A 15,834-nucleotide genomic window follows, 5' to 3' on the forward strand; every position below is an offset into this window, starting at 1 on the left:
GTGAGGCACGTTCGCAGAGTCAAGACATCGCGCGCTCTGTCTGGTTAGGGCAGCAGCGACGTCGGGAAAACGGCAAATACCGTTTGTGGGGAGCCGTCCTGAAAGAGGACCGCGGCATGTCAAAAAGCATGCGGACGGTGGCTCCCACGCGAAAAACCAGCGTCAGTTGGCGCTGGCGAGGACATCAATAAGACCGTTAGATACCGTGCAGGGACTCGGTAAGCGGTGACGCGTTGCGTCTGATGGGACCGGGGGCAGTGGTAAAAAGGTTCACGCCCTGCAACCAATGTGGACGGATTCTATGCAGGGTTTTATAGATCGTCAACACTATAGATAGGCAAATGTATAACTAATTGTAATAATGAACAGTGTTCAGACCGTCCAAAACCGCGCGGCGCGCGCCTTTTGAGCAATCTCGATTCCTCCGCCTCACCTAGGTCGTTTGGCTGAGCTACGTGCGGCTGCCAACACAGGTAAAATCGACAATCGTTCTGGCGCCGTTAATCCGCGCCCCCCCTTTCCGCCGCCTGCGCGGCACTGAACCGCACCAGATGAAATACAAAGACCTGCGCGATTTCGTTGGCCGTCTCGAGACGATCGGTGAACTGCGCCGCATCTCGCAAAACGTCTCGCCTGTCCTGGAAATGACCGAGCTGTGCGACCGCGTGCTGCGCGCCGGCGGTCCGGCTTTGCTGTTCGAAAGCAAGGCACAGCATGAGTTCCCGGTGCTCGGCAACCTGTTCGGCACGCCTCGGCGGGTCGCGCTCGGCATGGGTGTGGATGCGCAAGCCGGCGAAGGCGACGGCGCCGCGCTCGAATCGCTACGCGACGTGGGGCGGTTGCTCTCCGCATTAAAGGAACCGGAGCCGCCGAAGGGCCTCAAGGACGCCGGCAAACTGTTCTCGCTCGCGAAGGCGGTGTGGGACATGGCGCCCAAAACGGTGAGCGCGCCGCCCTGCCAGGAAATCGTCTGGGAAGGCAACGACGTCGACCTCGCCAGGCTGCCTATTCAGACGTGCTGGCCCGGCGATGCCGGCCCGCTAATCACATGGGGCCTGACCGTCACAAAAGGCCCGAACAAGAGCCGACAAAACTTAGGCATATATCGCCAGCAATTGATTGGACGTAACAAACTGATTATGCGATGGCTCGCGCATCGCGGCGGCGCGCTCGATTTTCGCGAGTTCGCGCTGCAGAACCCGGGCAAGCCGTATCCGGTGGCCGTCGTGCTGGGCGCCGACCCGGCGACGATCCTCGGCGCGGTCACGCCGGTGCCCGATGCGCTCTCCGAATACCAGTTCGCCGGGCTGCTGCGCGGCGGCCGTACCGAACTGGCTAAGTGCATCACGCCGGGCGTCGACGGCTTGCAGGTGCCGGCGCGCGCCGAGATTGTGCTCGAAGGCTTCATCTATCCGCAGGAAGGCGCGCCTTCGCCCGCTCCCACAGGCGCGCCGCCGCGTCCGGTGAAGGGTGCGTCCGCGGCCTATGAACATGCGCTCGAAGGCCCTTACGGCGATCACACCGGCTACTACAACGAGCAGGAGTGGTTCCCCGTCTTTACGGTCGAGCGCATCACCATGCGGCGCGACGCGATCTACCACTCCACCTACACCGGCAAACCGCCCGACGAACCGGCCGTGCTCGGCGTCGCGCTCAACGAAGTGTTCGTGCCGCTGTTGCAAAAGCAGTTCAGCGAGATCACCGACTTCTATCTGCCGCCCGAAGGCTGCAGCTACCGCATGGCCATCGTGCAGATGAAGAAGAGCTATCCCGGCCACGCCAAACGCGTGATGTTCGGCGTGTGGAGCTTCCTGCGGCAGTTCATGTATACGAAGTTCATTGTCGTGGTCGACGAGGACGTGAATATCCGCGACTGGAAGGAAGTGATCTGGGCGATCACCACCCGCATCGATCCGGCGCGCGACACGGTTCTTGTGGACCGCACGCCGATCGACTATCTGGATTTCGCCTCGCCCGTGGCCGGCCTCGGATCGAAGATGGGCCTCGACGCGACCAACAAGTGGCCCGGCGAAACCGATCGCGAATGGGGCCGCCCCATCGTGATGGACGACGCGGTCAAACAGCGCATCGACACCTTGTGGAACGAGTTGGGCCTCTGAGGCAAACCGTACGACGAGACTGAAATAACAAAGCTATCGGAGCCGTTGCGCGGATGCATGCTTTTTCGATGATGTCGGATGGATTTTTTCTGTCGCTATCGCTGTGTCTGGACATCGGTCTCGTGAACGTCGCCATGATTTCCCTGACGCTCTCGCATGGCTTCAAACCGGGCTTCTGGCTCGGCCTCGGTTCATGCATCGGCGATCTGATTTATGCGGCGCTCGCGCTCGCGGGCATGGCGGCCCTGCTGCAGTTCGAATCGGTGCGCTGGGTGGTCTGGATCGGCGGCGCGGGGATCCTGCTCTTCCTGACCTGGAAGATGGCGCGTGAAGCGATGTTCCCGGCGACGGCGCCCGCCGTGGCGGGCGAGGCGGACGCGAATGCGCCGCATCTGTCCGTGTGGCGCGGTTTCTTGCGCGGCGTCTTGCTGGCGATGTCGTCGCCTTCGGCGATTTTGTGGTTCGCCGCGGTCGGCGGCGCGCTGATCGCGAAGGCCGGCGCCAAGAGCGTGACGACCGCGCCGGTGTTTCTCGGCGGATTCTTTCTCGGCGGCCTGTGCTGGACGATCTTTATCTGCGGACTCGGCAGCCACGGGCGCAAACGCGCGGGCACCGGTTTGCTGCGCGCCTGTCACGTGCTGTCCGCGCTGCTGTTTGCGTACTTTTCGTATAGCGTAATAGTCAACGGATATCGCGATCTGATCGTGCAAACCGCGCACGTGGCAAGCTGACGTGAAAACGGCTCGCGCAGGCGAGCCGTTTCGATTGAGCGCCAAGCCAGGCGAGCGCGAAAGCGCCTGCCTGCACGATGTATCAGGCGAGATACTGCGCGAGCTTTTCCAGGTCGACGTTGCCGCCGCTCACCACCACGCCGACACGCTTGCCCGTCACCGGCACGATGCCGTTGAGCACTGCGGCTGCGGCGAGACAGCCTGTCGGCTCGACCACGATCTTCATGCGCTGCGCGAAAAAGCGCATCGTCTCGATCAACTGAGCGTCGCTGACCGTTTCGATCTGCGCGACCAGCTTGCGAATAATCGCGAACGTGTAGTCGCCGAGATGCGTGGAGGCGGCGCCGTCGGCGATCGTGCGCGGCGTGTCGATATGCACGATCTCGCCGCGCGCCAGCGACTGCTGACCGTCGTTGCCCGCCTCCGGCTCGATGCCGATCACCGTGCACGCCGGGCTCAATGCCGCCGCGGACAACGCGCTGCCGCTAATCAGCCCGCCGCCGCCGAGGCACACGAACAGCATGTCGAGCGGGCCGGTTTCCTCGATCAACTCCTTCACCGCCGTGCCTTGCCCGGCGATCACGTGCGGATGGTCATACGGCGGAATCAGCGTCATGCCGCGCTCTTCGGCGAGCCGCCTGCCGATCTCTTCGCGGTTCTCCGTGTAGCGGTCGTAGGTGATCACTTCACCGCCGTAGCCCTTGGTTGCCGCGACTTTGGCCGCGGGTGCGTCCTGCGGCATGACGATCGTCGCGTGGATGCCGGCCAGGCGTGCCGACAAGGCGATCGCCTGAGCATGGTTACCCGACGAATACGTCAGTACGCCGGCCTTGCGCTGCTCCGCGTCGAAATGCGAGATCGCGTTATAGGCGCCGCGAAATTTGAAGGCGCCCATGCGCTGAAAATTCTCGCACTTGAAGAACACCGACGCCCCGGTGCGCTCGTTGAACGTGCTCGAGGTTAGAACGGGAGTGCGGTGGGCGACGCCGTCCAGACGCGCAGCGGCGTCGAGTACGTCGTCGAAAGTGGGAGCGGGAAGCGCTTGCATCGGCGAAACTCTCCAGAGCGGTGGCGAAATAGCCATTCTCCCAGCTTCGACCGAGGTTTGGAACGTCACGTGAGCAGTGAGCTGCTGTGGTGGCGACTCTTCGCCCTGTTTTGCGGGCGCGAATTCAAACCGCCACTCCGGCAAATGCTCCAGATTGACTGCATGAAAAGCCGCCAACCCAATACAAACGGCGTAACCCGGCGGTCAGGCCGGCGTTACGCCGTCAACAAAACTGCTACGTGCCGCGATTAACGGCGATAGTAGCCGTGACCGTAATAACCGCGGTAATAGCCGTGGTGATAATAAGGGCGCCCATAACCACCGTAGTACCCGCCCACCACGACTGGCGGCGGTGCATAAACGACGGGCGGCGGCGGCGCATAAACCGGCTGCGGCGCGTAATACACCGGCGGCGGCGCGGCATAAACCGGGTAAGCCGGCGCAATCGGAACCCCGATACCGATACCGACAGAAACGTGCGCCTGAGCGGCACCCGCAAGTCCCAAGCCGAGTGCTGCGGCAACGACAAACGGAACGATCTTTTTCACTTTTATTCTCCTAGCGCGGCCCACCAAGGTCGCCGACTTCGCATGCCCTGCATGCTATGAAATCAATGTATCGAAAAAGACCGCGCCTATCTGTTCGCATTTGTTGCAAATTGCAATCGGCGGCAAGACGTCGCAACTCCCACGGACGCCATAAGCAACTCATGGGCTTCGCAATGCGCTGAAAACTCAGGGTTTGCGCGTGACAAAACGCCAGCAACGCGCCGCAATTCGTACAGGAGCGCTTGAAGCATTCGTCTCACGGTAATCTTTGATTACAAATTAGCTTCGATCCTGACAGCGTCCCATTGCGCGCTAAAACGAAAAATGCCCGGCCGACAGACCGGGCATTTTCTTACCTGCAAGGGCCGCGACGTCAGCCGACCTTCACATACGCGAACTCGCGGGACACGCTGGGCGGGACATAGGCGCCGCTGATCCGCACGCGCGGCGTCAGGCGCTTTTTCTGGTCCCACCAGCGACGGCGCTGTGCATGCGTCAGGAACCGCAAGTGCTTTCGGTAAGAAAAAATATTCATCGTGAACCTCCCGAATCTGACTGCGAGACGAAATACCCAGAACAGCAACTGCCAAACCGGCTCTGAAGAATTGTGAGCAGTTTTCTTGCCCGTGGGGCGCATGCCGCAGGATGACCGGCAGGGCGCACCATATCGCGGCCGCACTGATCAAGGGAAAGCCGACCTTCAGCCGCGCCGCGAGCCTGGCGGATGCGCGATACTTCTGCTTTCCCAATGTTCCGTCTGGAGCAGGCACCCATGTCCCAGTCCTCTCTGCCGCGTCTCGGCTTTATCGGTGCGGGCCGGCTCGCGCGTTGCCTCGCGCTGAGCTTTTCACGCGCCGGCTATCCGGTCACGGCGGTGGCGAGTCGCTCGGCGACTTCCGCCGGCCGGCTCGCCAGTCAAATCGAGCATTGCGCGGCACTGGAGAACCCACAACAGGTTGTCGACGCCGCCGATATCGTCTTTTTAGCTGTTCCCGATGACAGCATCGGTACGTCAGCGCACACACTCCGGTTCAGCGCGGACGACGCGGCCGGCGCGCACGGCAAGGCGCTCGTGCACTGCAGCGGGGCTTCGCCGGTCGAACTGCTCGCCCCGGCACGCGATCAGGGCGCCTCGATCGGCGGTTTTCATCCACTGTACCTCTTTAGCGGCGAACTCGCCGATCTGGAGCGCATCGCCGGTTGTTCCGTGACGATCGAGGCCGAAGGCGCCCTGAAGGACACGTTGACGGCGCTCGCCGTCGCGCTGGGCTGCCATCCGCTGTCGATTCCGGCGGGCGGTCGCATGCTCTATCACGCCGCCGCGCACTACGCCGCCAGCTTCGCGCTGTGCAGCCTCGCGGAATGCGTCGCGCTGTGGCGCACGCTGGGCTTTGCCGAAGACGACGCGCTGCGCGCGCTGCTGCCAATGCTTTCCGGCACGATCGAAACCGCGCGCGACAAGGGTTTGCCCAACGCGCTCGCGGGCCCGGTATCGCGCGGCGACACAGGCGTGGTTCAGAAACAGCTGGCGCTGCTGGAAGCCCTCGGCGGCGACCACGCCGCGCTGTACGGGCTGATGTCGCGGCGCGCGGTCGGACTGGCCGAACGCCGCGTCACGCCGCCCGCCGCGATCGACGCCATCTCCGAGGCCGTGGAAGAATCGCTCAACCGGTCGCTGAATCAGGCCGCGGCAGGTGCAAGCGTCAAGTAAGCCGTGATAATGTGACGTCCGGCGCCGCGCGCAATGCGCGAGCGCCGCGCATCGGGACCAACAGACGAGAACGCACAATGATCAAGGTCAGCATCCTCTATCCGTATCGGGAAAACGGCCACTTCGACGTGGACTATTACTGCGTCACGCATATGCCGCTCGCGGCGAAGCTGTTCGGGCCGTCGCTAAAGGGCTGGTCGGTCGACGTCGGCATCAATGCCGGCCCGCCTGGAACGTCGCCGCCGTATGTCGCCGCAGGCCACTTCCTGTTCGACAGCGCGGACGACTTCTACAAAGTCTTCAAACCGGCTTCCGAGCAATTGGTGGCCGACATTTCCAACTACACGGACGGTGGCAACGGCGCGATTCTGATCAGCGAGATCAAGATTTCCGTGTGATGCCACGCGGAAGCGGGACGAACCGCGGCCTTTAATACAGTGAGCCGTTGAGCGCAGCAGCCCGCAAATCGTGGCATCGCAACACGACGCGTCCGCTTCAAATACGCGTAACGCGCCCGAGTGCGGAAAGGGCGCGGGAAATTCATGTGAAACCGCCGGCGCGTCGTTCGGAAAGCGCCGGCACCCTGCGGCCGGTCTGCGGCCGTCATTCGAAGGATAAGGACACGAGATGTTTGGCGATATCGCCCGTTTTCTGCTCAATACCGTCTTCACGCTGTTCGGCGCGGCGCTGTTGCTGCGCGCATGGCTGCAGGTCGTGCGTATGCCGCCCTACAACCCCGTCACGAACGCCGTGCTGCAAGTCACCAACTGGATCGTGCTGCCCCTGCGGCATATCTTGCCGAGCACGCGCAAGATCGATTGGGCAAGCCTTGTCGCAGCCCTCCTTGCGGCCATCGTATATGTGGTGCTGATGGTGGTGCTGACCGGCGCCGATCCGCTCACGCTGTTGCCGACGTTGCTGATCGTCGCGGTGCTGACGCTGATCAAGTGGGCGCTGAATCTGATCATCTGGTTGACGATCCTGATGGCGCTGCTGTCGTGGCTCAATCCACGCTCGCCGGCCATGCCGATTCTGTACCAGCTCACGGCGCCGTTTCTGAACCCGCTGCGCCGCGTGGTGCCGCAACTCGGCGGCATCGACCTCTCGCCGATCCTGCTGTTCGTGATCGTGCAGGTGCTGCTGATGGTGGTCACCCGCGCGGCCGTTCAACTGACTTACTTCGTGATCTGAACGCTTAGGTAGCGAACATTCAGAAGCCGCCGCCCATCAAACAGGCGGCGGCTTTGTTTCATGCGTCGCTTATTGTTTCGTCAACTGACCGTAGGCGACCGTGGTGTTGGTCGCTGTCTTGATCATGAAGAAAATCGTGCGGACGTACAAGTTGCTGCCCGTGATCGGCAGGAATGTAATCGCGGCATTGCCCGTATATGTCGCGCCCGATTTCAACGTGCAGGATGCGGTCGTGCCGGTCACGCTCAACGTATAGAGATTCTTGCTCGACGATGGCGTGGCGAGCAGCAACGTGCCGGAGACCGGGCAGTTGCTCAATGTCCCGCTCAGCGTGCCGTCGTTTGCAATCGTCAGCGACGAGCCAGTTTCCGCCCACGTACCCGCGACGCTCGACTGGGTAACCGCGAGCGCATTCGCCGCGTCGTAGTTCCAGGACAGGTTCACCGTGTTGCTGTTCTCGACATAGCTGCCGGTGAACGTCTGGTTATTCACGAAAGTGCCCGAGCCGGAGGTCGTCGGATAATAAAAGCCCCCGATGAAAGCCGTGCCCGAGGTGAGCGTCCAGTTCGGCGCGCTGGCCGCGACGACGCCGAAGAATTCCGACAAGCCGATTCCGCTTACCGTATTCAGGTAAGAGATGTTGCCTTGCGGATCGACGAGCGCCGTGGTCTTGTCGACGCCGAACTGGCTAGTCCAGACCCCTTCCACACCGTTGCCCGTGGCCGCAGCCGAACCGCTCTGCGGACTGGACAGACTCGGCAGTTGCTCGCCGCTGAGGGAGGACGAAGAAGCCGGCGCGCTAGCCGGAGCGGGCGCGCTAGCGACAGCCGGCGCCGAAGCGCTGCCGGCCGAAGGCGCCGCCGCCGAATTTCCCCCGTCGCCGCCACCGCCGCCACACGCTGCAAGGGCGAGCGAAGCGAGCAGGGACAACGTCAATTTAGCTTTGATTTTCATATCCATTTTTGTTTTTGGGCGAGTGTGCCGTCAATCAGATTGGCACTGTCACGCCTTTGGTCGTTTTGATCTCGATGTTTGCCGTCAGCGCCAATTCGTTGAATCATTCCAAAAATCCACTTGACAGAATCGAATCGAATGAATTTTTGTAACATTTTGAAAGGACGCTAAAGAAGTAAACGGCGGCATTCCGACAAGCTTTAGTATTTATTCGAACTTTTTGGGAAACCGCTCAATCGATTCTGACGAAATATCATGCATAACGAATTAAAAAATCGAAGCAGGAAGCGCGTATCTATTTGATTGGCCTTGTATTTATATGGGCGTCCAGCGGCATTCAATTTCCCCGATCTGGGTGGCAATCGAAGCGCTAATCGGCTGGTTCCGAAGTGTGCGCGGTAGCGGGCGGTGCCTGCCAACGGTGACGTCGCTCCATGCGCGTCAAATAGCAACCGTAAGGGAGATAGTCAACCGAACGGGCAAGCCACGCAATGAACCGCCGAATAGGGCCTACCTGGTGTGGCAAGTCGGCGCGTCGTGGCGCGGAACACCGCGCACGCTCCCGCAGCGAGCACGCGCCCACGTGGGCCTCAAACGTCCACGTTTGCCAAATCGCGTGAAACCCGCGTAGAATGGCGTGCTCTGCGGGCGTCGTATAATGGTAATACCCTAGCTTCCCAAGCTAGAGCCGTGGGTTCGATTCCCATCGCCCGCTCCAGATACTTTCTGATCAGCTCTTGGGCAACCGGGCAAATTCGCGAAAGGATCTGACTCCACCGCTCTTCTCGCTCCTACGTAAAAAGCCCTTCCTGACCGTCAAATCCGGCATTCGGTTCGCTCGCGCAAACGGGCAGAGAAAAACGTCGAGTAACGACGCCGCCGCGAATGGCATCTCGTAACCAAGTGCACGCCAGAGGTAGTTGGAATGACGGCAAAACCGCCGGCGACGACACGCATATTCGCTGATGATCGTTACTCGCCAGATAATTGCCCTCAGGAAACACCTTACAAACCGATTAAATCGATTGCACGGGCACCTGCGTCATTTAAATGTAATATTCCCACCCACATCCATGCTCTTGCGGCCCGCAGTCCGTCTGGACGCACCCTTTTCGGTTGTGCTACCTTACGCGCACTTGCAACGCCCGCTCCACTTTCCGCTGACGCCTTCAGCAGAATCCAGCACGAGCCGCCTCCATGAAGGCGGCTTTTTTGTCATAGCGCGGCTTGCCGCAGCGCCCCGTCAACCTCGCACTCACCAGCCTTGTCTACCGGAGTTCGCCGACCCGTACCACGCGAGCACCGGCGGCCACCGCGCAGCACGCGAGGCAAGCCGCGAAGCCCTTCACCCTTGTAGCAGCATCGACGATGATCCACGATCCAAACGACGCCGGCCTGCCGGATGACCTCCCGACGCCCTCCAGCGAAACCGAACACCAGTCGGACGCCGACGGCAACGCACCGCAAGAAGCCCTGCATCGGCGCCGCATCCGCAGCTTCGTCACGCGCGCCGGCCGCGTCTCGACCGGCCAGCGCCGCGCCATGGACGAACTCGGCCCGCGCTTCGTGGTGCCCTTCGCGCCGCAGCAGCCTGACTGGAACGCCGTATTCGGCCGCGAGGCGCCACGCGTGCTAGAAATCGGCTTCGGCATGGGGGCAACCACCGCCGAGATCGCCTCGCACCGTCCCGGCGACGATTTTCTCGGCGTCGAAGTCCACGAGCCGGGCGTCGGCGCGCTGCTGAAACTGATGGGCGAACAGAACCTGTCGAACATCCGCATCATTCAGCACGACGCGGTCGAGGTGCTCGAGCAGATGATCGCGCCGGATAGCCTCGACGGCGTGCACATCTTCTTTCCGGACCCGTGGCACAAGGCGCGCCACCACAAGCGCCGGCTGATCCAGCCGAAGTTTGTCGCGCTGCTCGTATCGCGCCTGAAACCCGGCGCCTATCTGCATTGCGCGACGGACTGGCAGAACTACGCCGAACAGATGCTCGAAGTACTGGGCGCCGATCCGGCGCTGGAAAATACCGCCGACAGCTACGCGCCGCGTCCGGAGTACCGTCCGGTCACGAAGTTCGAACGCCGTGGATTGCGGCTCGGACACGGCGTGTGGGATCTCGTCTTCCGCAAGCGCGGCGCCGCATAAGCGCCCGGCGAAATTGCCACGCAACGAAAAAGGTCCGCAAACGCGGACCTTTTTTCATGGCTCAAGCGAAACGCACGCGCTCACTCTGTCCAGCTCAACGCGCCGCTATAACCAACCAGCAGGATCAGCAGTCCGAAGCCGATGCGATACCACGCAAACGCGGTGAAATCGTGCGCGGCGATGTAGCGCAACAGCCAGCGCACGCAGGCAAAAGCGCTGACGAACGCCGCCGCGAAACCGATCGCGAAGGTGCCGAGCGCGTCGACGGAGAGCAGGTGCCAGTCTTTGTACAGCTCGTAAACGGTTGCGCCGAAAATGATTGGAATCGCAAGGAAGAACGAAAACTCGGTAGCGACGCGCCGGTCGAGACCGAACAGCATCCCGCCGATGATCGTCGAGCCCGAGCGCGACATGCCCGGAATCAGCGCGAAGCATTGCGCGAGGCCGACTTTCAGCGCGTCCAGCGCGCTCAGGTCGTCCACGCTTTGCACGCGCGCTTGCGTCTCGCCGTGCGCGCGCTGACGCGCCTCCGCCCATAGGATCACGACGCCGCCCGCCACCAGCGCGAACGCGACCGGCACCGGCGAGAACAACGCCGCCTTAATAGATTTCTCGAACAGCAAGCCGAGCACGATCGCTGGAATCGTGGCGATGATCACGTTCAGTGTGAAGCGGCGCGCATCTGGCCGGCTCGGCAGACCGGACACCACACTGCCGATACGGCGGCGGAATTCCCAGCACACGGCGAGAATCGCGCCGAGCTGGATCACGACATCGAAGGTTTTCGCGTGCTCATCGGTAAAGTTCAGCAGACTGCCCGCGACAATCAAATGCCCGGTGCTCGACACGGGCAAAAACTCCGTCAATCCCTCGACGACGCCCAGAATCAGCGCCTTGCAAGCCAATAGCCAGTCCATCCCTGCCCCTAATCGCTGTAGTTAGTCGGAACGAACAGGGCCGGCACGAAAAGCGCGCGGCCCTGCCGGCCGCGCGCCGCGTCATTTTTCGACGATTTGCACGCGTATGCCGTTTGTAAGGATGGTGATTGTACCGGGTTCGTAATTCACTCCGGCAAATTGCAGCTGTTCGGGCTTGAATGTGTAGATCGGATAGTTGGTCAGCAGCTGCGTGGCGAGCACTGCCGCCGCCGCATTGATCTGCTGCGTATAGGCCTGCGCCTGTCCGCTCACGCTGACGTTGTCGACGTTCGGCGACTTGAGCACGACCGATTTGCTGGCGGCGTCGTAGGCCAGTTCGCTCGACAGCGTGAACACGCCGTCGACCGGCTGCGGCATGAAGGGACTCACGAGACGTGCATCGAGCTTCACCGAGACGCGGTTCGCGTCCGGCAACAAACCGACCACCGGATTAGTCAGCGCGACATCGAACACTTGCGAAACCGTGCGCTGATACGGGAATTTGCGCTGCACCGCGTCCTGCACCTGCTGCTGCGAGAACGTGTAATGCGAAGGTATGAACGGAAAAGTCGAGGTTGCGCAGGCCGACAGCGAAAAGGTGATGCCGAGCGCGCTACAGCCCGTCAGCGCGGCAAGCAGGAAGCGGCGCCGGGGCGGCGCAGCGGGTCGAATCATGCGAAATCTCCTGTGGAAATCTGTTCGGGCATGCGATTGCGGTATTCGTTTTTTGGCTAGTGGTTTTGCGGTTTGCGATTTGCGCCTGACGGCGATTTGCTTGCGCGTTAGGGCTGACCCGCCGGTTGTGCGTTCGGTCGAGTCTGCATCTCGAGCTGCGTGAGCCATGCGAGCGCCTCGCCGCGATTCGTGCCGCACATTTCCATCTGCGGTTGCAGACCGGAGCAGCATGCCGGCCGCTCAGGCTGACCGAAGATCGCGCAGCGCAGATCGTCGCCGAGTTGCGCGCAGCGCACGCCCGCCGGCTTGCCGTTCGGCATGCCCGGAATCGGACTCGAAATCGACGGCGCAATACAGCACGCGCCGCAATCGGGGCGGCACGCGTGACCGGCCACGTGGAACGGAGACTCGCGCTTCACGGCGCTGTTCGACACATCACTCACGACATTTTTTCCTGAACCCAAAAACGGGCAATGCACTATCAGACCCGCATTGTGCCACCGCATTCCATGCGACCTTTTTACGCAATCGGGCGAATGGTCACTCGCGTAAACTCGAAAAATCTTAAAGGCCATGCGCAAGGGGCGCCCGCGGATCGATCTGGTCGCGCGAATCGCGGCGGTCCGCCTCTTTCCCGATGGCCGCCAGCCAGCCTTCGAGTCCCTCATGTCCATCGACAGCACGCTGTTCCGCCCTGACCTGCTCGCCAAATACAGCGCGAACGGTCCACGGTATACGTCCTATCCGACCGCCCTGCAGTTCCGCGACGAGTTCGATCCCGCCGACTATTTACGCGCCGCCGCCGACCCAGGCGCGTCGGCCACGGATCTCTCGCTGTACTTCCACATTCCGTTTTGCGACACCGTGTGTTTCTACTGCGGCTGCAACAAGATCGCCACCAAGAATCGCGCCCATGCGCGTCCGTACCTCGATCGATTGAAACGTGAAATGGCGTTGCAGGCGGCGTGTTTCGACACGCGGCGCCCGGTATCGCAATTGCATTGGGGCGGAGGCACGCCGACTTTTTTGTCGCACGACGAAACCGCCGAACTGATGGCCGCCACGCGCGAGCACTTCAAACTGTTGCCCGACGCCGAAGCCGAATATTCGATCGAAGTCGATCCGCGCGAAGCGTCGCCCGATACCATCGCGCATTTGCGCAAGCTGGGTTTCAACCGGCTGAGCCTCGGCGTGCAGGACTTCGATCCGGTCGTGCAGCAGGCGATCAACCGCATTCAGCCGCTCGAAATGACCGCCTCGGTAATGCAGGCCGCACGCGACACCGGCTTTCACTCGATCGGCGTCGATCTGATTTACGGACTGCCGCATCAAACGGTCGAGAGCTTCAGCCGCACGCTCGACACGATGCTCGCGCTCGCGCCCGATCGTCTCTCGGTCTTCGCCTATGCGCACATGCCGCAGCTCTTCAAGATGCAACGTCAGATGGACCCCGCCACGCTGCCTTCACCTGAAGTGCGACTCGCGATCCTGGAGCGTGTGGTCGAGCGTCTGACAGGCGCGGGCTACGTATACATCGGCATGGATCACTTCGCGCTGCCCACCGACGAACTCGCGCGCGCGCAAGCGCAGCGCACCTTGCATCGCAATTTTCAGGGCTACAGCACGCGGGCGGAATGCGATCTGATCGGCTTCGGCGCATCGTCGATCGGCAAAGTCGGCGACGTGTACGCGCAGAACGCCAAGGATTTGCCGGGCTATGCCGCGGCGATCGATGCGGGCACGCTTGCCATCGCACGCGGCGTGCGCTTCTCTGCCGACGACCGTCTGCGCCGCGACGTGATCACGCAACTGATGTGCAACCTGGAATTGCGCTTCGACGAATTCGAAGCGGCGTATGGCGTCCGCTTCGCCGAGACATTCGAGCCGGAACTGGAGCGTTTGCGCGGCTTCGAGCAGGACGGTCTGGTGTCGCTCGAAGCGGGCAAGCTCGAAGTGCGGATGGCCGGCCGCATGCTCGTGCGCAACATCGCAATGGTGTTCGACCGCTATCTCGGCCAACAGACACTCGAACGATTTTCCCGCACGGTTTGAAGCCCTTGCAGCGGATGAAAGCAACTGGCTTGCCCGTCGCCGAATTTTCGGCCATAATCTGCGTCTTCGCCGCGCGCCAGCTTCTGACGCGTGCGCTGCAAGACCTGCCCAGGTGGTGAAATTGGTAGACGCAGGGGACTCAAAATCCCCCGCCGCAAGGCGTGCCGGTTCGATTCCGGCCCTGGGCACCACGATTTTCTCGCAAAGCCATACGCAGCAAGCCTCCCCGGCTTATCAGAGCGTGTTTCTGTGGTAACTTATGTGGTAGTTACCAACCATGCAGATACGCCTCGGCGCACTTACGCTCATCTTGAAGCACAGCTACCAACGCGGAAATACCTTCTATTTCCAGCGGCCCATTCCCCGCGACCTACAACAGCACTACGGCAAGAAGCTCGTAAAGATCAACCTCAAGACATCTGACGTTGCTCTCGCGGCGCGGAAGATTGACGCCCTTAACGCGCAGTTTGAAGATGACTGGCGCATGCTCAGGGCTGATCCAGAGTCGTCCCTTAAGGCCACACGGAAACACGCTGAGGCGTTCTTGGCATCATGGGGCATCGTGCCCGGTACAGCCCGTGATGAAACCACGGAGACCGCCCTTCAGTTGCTCCATGACCATCTGGAGAAGAAGCGGGAGGCCCACGCCAATGGCGATGAGGAGGTCTACCGGGAAGCGAGTGGAGCTGAGTTCCTTACAATGGTTGAATCCACCGCCGTGCAGATGGCAGCCGGAACCTTGGCGGATTCGCTAAGCGATGCCCTAGAGTTGTACATCAAGGGCTACAGCTTGCGCATCAAGCATCAATGGCTGGAAAAGGCTATCGGATAATGGCGTCAACTTCGCAGTAGGAAAAACCGTGAGCTCAGCACGACCGCGATTCTCTGACCGTATAGGTGCTACCAAAACACCTGCGATTCTTCAAACAGATGAAATGAGCGCACCGCTTAGGGCGTCGATCTGGAATGTCATCCATACCCTATTTGACTCGCCATCGTATGAGAAGTGGGTGAGTCTGGCGCGCGCGGCGAGCGTTAGTTTCACAAAGACGCCAATAGATGAGTTACCCCACTATGCCTTACAGCAGAAACAGTGGATGCGCAAGCGCTATGACGCCATGAAATGGCACGAGGTGTATAACTTCGCGGAATTCGTGGTTGACTCTGCCAACCAGATTATCCGTGGCGGGAGCGGGCAAAACCCATTCCTAATGGAGGCGTTCAACAGCGTACTGGAGCGGGAGAGCTCCGGCTACCGCTTTGTCGCGGGAGTTCTCTCGCCCATCACAAACAATGCAGAGATGAGCGCTGTAGAAGATGCAATTCAATCAACCGAAAGCGCTGCGTTGAATGGGGCTAACGAGCATCTGAGAACAGCTATCGCACTGCTCGGTCAAAAACCCGAACCGGATTTTCGGAATGCCACGAAAGAAGCAATCAGTGCAATCGAGTCCGTCGCGAAGGTCTTGGGCACGTCCTCAGCACAAGGACTTTCGGGTGCCTTGGCCGACCTGAACAAGAAAGTCGAGATTCACCCTTCACTACGTAACGCCTTCGTGAAGCTTTACGGATATGCGAGCAACGAGGAAGGAGTGCGGCATTCACTCGGTGACGAAGCAACCAACGTGGGCTTTGATGAGGCAAAGTACATGATAGTGGCTTGCTCAGCCTTTATGAATTACCTTATATCGAAAGCAGATGCGGCTGGTCTGCTGACTGGTCGATAGCATTTTGGC

At 61.1% G+C, this 15,834-nt stretch carries 16 protein-coding genes and 2 tRNA genes; 11 read left to right on the top strand and 7 right to left on the bottom strand.

All coding sequences use genetic code 11. From position 1 onward, the window contains the following. Positions 1-551: 551 nt before the first annotated feature. Both ACFSNN_RS25300 and ACFSNN_RS25305 read left to right on the top strand, forming a co-directional pair. A complete protein-coding gene (locus ACFSNN_RS25300; RefSeq protein WP_134458047.1) occupies positions 552-2,120 on the top strand; it encodes a UbiD family decarboxylase in 1,569 nt (522 codons plus the stop codon). Between the two features lie 53 nt (positions 2,121-2,173). After that, positions 2,174-2,851, top strand: coding sequence for a LysE family translocator (locus ACFSNN_RS25305; protein WP_134458046.1), 678 nt, complete (start codon positions 2,174-2,176; stop codon positions 2,849-2,851). Positions 2,852-2,933: 82 nt separating this feature from the next. On the opposite strand, the gene ACFSNN_RS25310 is transcribed toward ACFSNN_RS25305, so the two are convergent. The 3 genes from ACFSNN_RS25310 to ACFSNN_RS25320 form a co-directional block, all read right to left on the bottom strand. Beyond that, the gene (locus tag ACFSNN_RS25310) at positions 2,934-3,899 is read right to left on the bottom strand and encodes a threo-3-hydroxy-L-aspartate ammonia-lyase (RefSeq protein ID WP_134458045.1); all 966 of its coding nucleotides are present in this window, start codon (positions 3,897-3,899) and stop codon (positions 2,934-2,936) included. A 248-nt stretch (positions 3,900-4,147) separates the two neighbouring features. Then, positions 4,148-4,447, bottom strand: a complete 300-nt coding sequence (locus ACFSNN_RS25315; RefSeq protein WP_012434075.1) for a hypothetical protein — start codon at positions 4,445-4,447, stop codon at positions 4,148-4,150. A 373-nt stretch (positions 4,448-4,820) separates the two neighbouring features. Next, positions 4,821-4,982: a hypothetical protein gene (locus ACFSNN_RS25320; RefSeq protein WP_007180743.1), complete on the bottom strand. Its 162-nt coding sequence runs from the start codon at positions 4,980-4,982 to the stop codon at positions 4,821-4,823. 237 nt (positions 4,983-5,219) lie between these two features. On the opposite strand from ACFSNN_RS25320, the gene ACFSNN_RS25325 reads away from it, so the two are divergent. The 3 genes from ACFSNN_RS25325 to ACFSNN_RS25335 all read left to right on the top strand — a co-directional run bounded on the left by ACFSNN_RS25325 (position 5,220) and on the right by ACFSNN_RS25335 (position 7,349). Next, positions 5,220-6,158: a Rossmann-like and DUF2520 domain-containing protein gene (locus ACFSNN_RS25325; protein WP_134458044.1), complete on the top strand. Its 939-nt coding sequence runs from the start codon at positions 5,220-5,222 to the stop codon at positions 6,156-6,158. A gap of 77 nt (positions 6,159-6,235) precedes the next feature. Beyond that, positions 6,236-6,556 (top strand): EthD family reductase, encoded by a 321-nt coding sequence (locus ACFSNN_RS25330; RefSeq protein ID WP_134458043.1) that lies wholly within the window; start codon positions 6,236-6,238, stop codon positions 6,554-6,556. Between the two features lie 229 nt (positions 6,557-6,785). Further along, positions 6,786-7,349: a YggT family protein gene (locus ACFSNN_RS25335; RefSeq protein ID WP_106313896.1), complete on the top strand. Its 564-nt coding sequence runs from the start codon at positions 6,786-6,788 to the stop codon at positions 7,347-7,349. 69 nt (positions 7,350-7,418) lie between these two features. Here the strand turns inward: ACFSNN_RS25335 and ACFSNN_RS25340 are convergent, their stop codons facing one another. Continuing rightward, positions 7,419-8,309, bottom strand: a complete 891-nt coding sequence (locus ACFSNN_RS25340) for a hypothetical protein (RefSeq protein ID WP_134458042.1) — start codon at positions 8,307-8,309, stop codon at positions 7,419-7,421. 638 nt (positions 8,310-8,947) lie between these two features. Between ACFSNN_RS25340 and ACFSNN_RS25345 the strand changes: the two genes are divergently transcribed. Both ACFSNN_RS25345 and trmB read left to right on the top strand, forming a co-directional pair. Further along, positions 8,948-9,021, top strand: a tRNA-Gly gene (locus tag ACFSNN_RS25345). A gap of 650 nt (positions 9,022-9,671) precedes the next feature. Continuing rightward, a complete protein-coding gene (trmB, locus tag ACFSNN_RS25350; RefSeq protein WP_134458041.1) occupies positions 9,672-10,454 on the top strand; it encodes a tRNA (guanosine(46)-N7)-methyltransferase TrmB in 783 nt (260 codons plus the stop codon). A gap of 80 nt (positions 10,455-10,534) precedes the next feature. Here the strand turns inward: trmB and ACFSNN_RS25355 are convergent, their stop codons facing one another. The 3 genes from ACFSNN_RS25355 to ACFSNN_RS25365 form a co-directional block, all read right to left on the bottom strand. Then, positions 10,535-11,371 carry an undecaprenyl-diphosphate phosphatase gene (locus ACFSNN_RS25355; protein ID WP_134458040.1) on the bottom strand — a complete coding sequence of 279 codons (837 nt, stop codon included), beginning with the start codon at positions 11,369-11,371 and terminating at the stop codon, positions 10,535-10,537. A gap of 81 nt (positions 11,372-11,452) precedes the next feature. After that, positions 11,453-12,046: a DUF1439 domain-containing protein gene (locus ACFSNN_RS25360; RefSeq protein ID WP_134458039.1), complete on the bottom strand. Its 594-nt coding sequence runs from the start codon at positions 12,044-12,046 to the stop codon at positions 11,453-11,455. Positions 12,047-12,153: 107 nt separating this feature from the next. Further along, the gene (locus ACFSNN_RS25365) at positions 12,154-12,489 is read right to left on the bottom strand and encodes a YkgJ family cysteine cluster protein (protein WP_134458038.1); all 336 of its coding nucleotides are present in this window, start codon (positions 12,487-12,489) and stop codon (positions 12,154-12,156) included. 223 nt (positions 12,490-12,712) lie between these two features. Here ACFSNN_RS25365 and hemN point away from each other — a divergent pair, with 223 nt between their 5' ends. The 4 genes from hemN to ACFSNN_RS25385 all read left to right on the top strand — a co-directional run bounded on the left by hemN (position 12,713) and on the right by ACFSNN_RS25385 (position 15,825). Continuing rightward, entirely contained in the window at positions 12,713-14,098 is a 1,386-nt protein-coding gene (gene hemN / locus ACFSNN_RS25370; protein ID WP_134458037.1) for an oxygen-independent coproporphyrinogen III oxidase, read from the top strand. A 106-nt stretch (positions 14,099-14,204) separates the two neighbouring features. Then, positions 14,205-14,289, top strand: a tRNA-Leu gene (locus ACFSNN_RS25375). 86 nt (positions 14,290-14,375) lie between these two features. Beyond that, entirely contained in the window at positions 14,376-14,930 is a 555-nt protein-coding gene (locus ACFSNN_RS25380) for a DUF6538 domain-containing protein (RefSeq protein WP_134458036.1), read from the top strand. Positions 14,931-14,958: 28 nt separating this feature from the next. Next, positions 14,959-15,825: an AbiJ-NTD4 domain-containing protein gene (locus ACFSNN_RS25385; RefSeq protein WP_134458035.1), complete on the top strand. Its 867-nt coding sequence runs from the start codon at positions 14,959-14,961 to the stop codon at positions 15,823-15,825. The last annotated feature ends 9 nt before the right edge of the window (positions 15,826-15,834 follow it).

The sequence above is a fragment of the Paraburkholderia dipogonis genome (assembly GCF_042680985.1).
In the GTDB taxonomy this organism is placed as follows: domain Bacteria; phylum Pseudomonadota; class Gammaproteobacteria; order Burkholderiales; family Burkholderiaceae; genus Paraburkholderia; species Paraburkholderia phytofirmans.